Annotated in this window: 5 protein-coding genes; all 5 read right to left on the minus strand. The window is 46.0% G+C overall.

Annotated elements, in window-relative coordinates; genetic code table 11:
- Window positions 1-798 (minus strand): phenylalanine--tRNA ligase subunit alpha (gene pheS / locus B2X00_RS04150; protein ID WP_290486239.1); only part of this gene is annotated, 798 nt, incomplete at its 3' end.
- Window positions 799-924: 126 nt separating this feature from the next.
- Window positions 925-1,278 (minus strand): 50S ribosomal protein L20, encoded by a 354-nt coding sequence (gene rplT, locus B2X00_RS04155; RefSeq protein ID WP_006955397.1) that lies wholly within the window; start codon window positions 1,276-1,278, stop codon window positions 925-927.
- Between the two features lie 14 nt (window positions 1,279-1,292).
- Window positions 1,293-1,490: a 50S ribosomal protein L35 gene (gene rpmI, locus B2X00_RS04160; protein WP_006955398.1), complete on the minus strand. Its 198-nt coding sequence runs from the start codon at window positions 1,488-1,490 to the stop codon at window positions 1,293-1,295.
- A 77-nt stretch (window positions 1,491-1,567) separates the two neighbouring features.
- Window positions 1,568-2,110: a translation initiation factor IF-3 gene (infC, locus tag B2X00_RS04165; protein ID WP_083405017.1), complete on the minus strand. Its 543-nt coding sequence runs from the start codon at window positions 2,108-2,110 to the stop codon at window positions 1,568-1,570.
- Window positions 2,111-2,131: 21 nt separating this feature from the next.
- Window positions 2,132-3,256: threonine--tRNA ligase (gene thrS, locus B2X00_RS04170; RefSeq protein ID WP_290486240.1), on the minus strand; the 1,125-nt coding region annotated here is incomplete at its 5' end.

Genomic DNA, 3,256 nt, shown 5'->3' on the forward strand with positions numbered 1-3,256 from the left:
TAACCATTTACCATCTTTACCCATTACATCCACTTCAGCAGAAGGTTCAGTAAACGGGAAATAGGAAGGACGGAAACGAACCGTTAACGACTCCTCAAAAAAGTTATTTAAGAAGTCTTCTAAAATGCCTTTTAACTGCGTAAAGCTCACGTCTTTATCAACCATCAAGCCTTCTACCTGATGGAACATCGGTGTGTGCGTTTGGTCATAATCGTTACGATAAACGCGACCTGGTGAAATGATGCGTAATGGTGGCTGCTCAGCCTCCATAGTACGGATTTGCACACCCGAAGTTTGCGTTCTTAGCATCGTTGAGGGAGTAAAGTAGAACGTATCGTGGTCTGCACGTGCGGGGTGATTCGCCGGAATATTGAGTGCGTCAAAGTTGTGAAAGCCGTCTTCCACTTCTGGGCCTTGCTTCACACTGAAACCTAAGTCACCAAAGAATGATTCAATACGGCGAATGGTTTGTGTAACGGGATGTACCCCACCCACTTGGCTAGCGCGTCCAGGTAAGGTCACATCAATACGCTCAGCATCAAGCTTTGCTTCGAGCTCAGCCGCCTTTAAAATCTCTTTACGGGCGTTAATATCAGCTTGGACTTGTTGTTTAGCTTGGTTAATTTTTTGTCCAGCGTCCCGACGCTCAGATGGTTCAAGTTGACCTAAGCCTTTTAACAACTCAGTTAACCGACCTTTCTTGCCCATGTATTCAACGCGCACTTCGTCCAGTGCTTGCGGCGAATCAGCTTCAGCAATAGCTTGCTGCGCCTGTTCAACGATTTGTTCTAACTGCATTCGTTCCCTCAACCTATCATGCAAATTACGAAAGCTCTATTCTAACGAAAAAGCCATAAAAAAGGGAGCCAAATTGGCTCCCTTTTAAATCTGTTTATCGGTTTTTGGCAAAGCCTTTATTGCCGATTACAGTGCACCTTTCGCCTTTTCAACCAAGGCTGCAAAACCGCTTTGGTCATGTACAGCGATGTCGGCAAGGATTTTGCGATCGATTTCTACCGATGCTTTCTTCAGACCGTTGATAAAGCGGCTGTATGACAAACCGTTTTGACGCGCTGCCGCATTGATACGAACAATCCACAATTGACGGAATTGACGTTTCTTGTTGCGACGGTCACGGTATGCGTATTGACCTGCTTTAGTAACTGCCTGCACCGCAACGCGATATACGCGACTACGAGCACCATAATAACCTTTCGCCTGCTTTAGGACTTTCTTGTGACGCGCACGCGCGATCACACCACGTTTAACTCGTGCCATTTGCTAATCCCTCCTTACGCGTATGGTAACATACGATCGACTAATTTGACGTCGGCCTCGTGGACCATGCTCTTCGCGCGAAGCTGACGCTTACGCTTAGGTGTCTTCTTAGTCAGAATGTGACGCAAGTGAGATTGCTTGCACTTGTAACCGCCTGAAGCAGTCTTTTTAAAGCGCTTTGACGCGCCCTTGTTTGATTTCATTTTTGGCATGAAATAAAACTCCGCATTGTTGATTAAAAGTGTGACAGGGTGAGTTCAACCGAAGCTGAACTACTTGTGTACCACAATCACTTCTTAGCCGGCGCCAGAACCATTATCATCTGGCGACCTTCGGCCCTTCTAGGGAACGACTCAACAGTTGAGATTTCGTCTAAATCGTCTTTAATACGAGTTAGCAACTCAATACCCAACTCTTGGTGTGCCATTTCCCGGCCACGGAAACGGATAGTGACTTTAGTTTTGTCACCTCCCTCGAGGAAGCGACGCAGGTTGCGCAGTTTTACCTGGTAGTCGCCCTCATCTGTGCCAGGTCGGAATTTGACTTCCTTAACCTGAATCTGTTTCTGCTTTTTCTTCTGCTCTTTCTGGTCTTTACTCTTTTCGTAGAGAAACTTACCGTAATCCATAAGGCGGCAGACAGGTGGCTCAGCATTTGGACTCATTTCGACCAAATCAACACCAGCATCTTCTGCTGCTTCAAGAGCTTCATTGATACTTACAATACCGATCTGTTCACCTTCCGTGCCAATTAAGCGAACTTCATTAACACGAATTTCGTCATTGATACGATTTTTGTCAGCGCTTTTCTGAGTTCTTTTTCCGCCTTTAATGGTTTATTCCTCCAAACTAATTTAATTGATTTTGCGTGTTCGCACTTCTGCTTGTAACTGCTCAACAAACTGCTCGAGCGGGAACTTACCTAAGTCTTCGCCGCTACGAGTACGAACCGCAACCTCGCCAGCCTCGACTTCTTTGTCGCCGACAACTAGCAAATAGGGAACACGTTTTAAAGTGTGTTCTCGGATTTTAAAGCCTATCTTCTCATTTCTCAAGTCGGCTGATGCACGAATTCCCTTTTCATTCAGGGATTTCACTACTTTATTGACGTAATCGCGTTGATTATCGGTAATATTCATCAACACGACTTGCGTCGGTGCGAGCCACAACGGGAAATTCCCCGCATACTCTTCAATAAGAATGCCCATAAAACGTTCAAGTGAGCCGAGAATGGCTCGGTGAATCATCACAGGCGTATGGCGTTCGTTGTCTTCACCTACATAAGTCGCATTTAAACGACCTGTTAAGGCGAAATCTAACTGTATTGTACCACACTGCCACGCACGACCTAAGCAATCGAACAAAGTAAATTCAATTTTAGGACCGTAGAAGGCACCTTCACCAGGTAAATAGGTGAAGTCGATATCATGCGCTTTCAAGGCATCCGCTAAAGCTTTTTCACTGCGATCCCAAGTTGCATCATCACCGAGGCGTTTCTCAGGGCGTGTTGAAAGCTTCACATCGATCTTATCGAAACCAAAGGTTTCGTATGTTTCGTAGACCATTTTGATACACGCAGCGACTTCGTCTTGCACCTGATCTTCTGTACAAAAAACGTGCGCATCGTCTTGTGTAAAGCCACGTACACGCATTAGTCCGTGCAACGCACCTGAAGGTTCATTCCGGTGACACGATCCAAACTCGGCCATACGTAATGGCAGATCACGGTAAGACTTAAGGCCTTGGTTAAAGATCTGTACGTGACCTGGGCAGTTCATTGGTTTTACCGCGTACTCGCGGTTTTCCGATGATGTCGTAAACATCAGGTCTGAGAACTTCTCCCAATGACCTGACTTTTCCCACAATACTCGGTCCATCATCATCGGACCTTTCACTTCTTGGTATTGGTATTCACGAAGCTTTTCGCGCACGAAATCTTCGAGTTCGCGGAAAATGGTCCAGCCATTGTGATGCCAAAA

It is taken from the genome of Idiomarina sp. UBA3162 (genome assembly GCF_002364475.1).
Classification (GTDB): domain Bacteria; phylum Pseudomonadota; class Gammaproteobacteria; order Enterobacterales; family Alteromonadaceae; genus Idiomarina.

Excerpts from the sequence above, each read along its gene's own strand:
- rplT (WP_006955397.1), bottom strand. The coding sequence starts at position 1,278 with ATGGCACGAGTTAAACGTGGTGTGATCGCGCGTGCGCGTCACAAGAAA.
- rpmI (WP_006955398.1), bottom strand. The coding sequence starts at position 1,490 with ATGCCAAAAATGAAATCAAACAAGGGCGCGTCAAAGCGCTTTAAAAAG.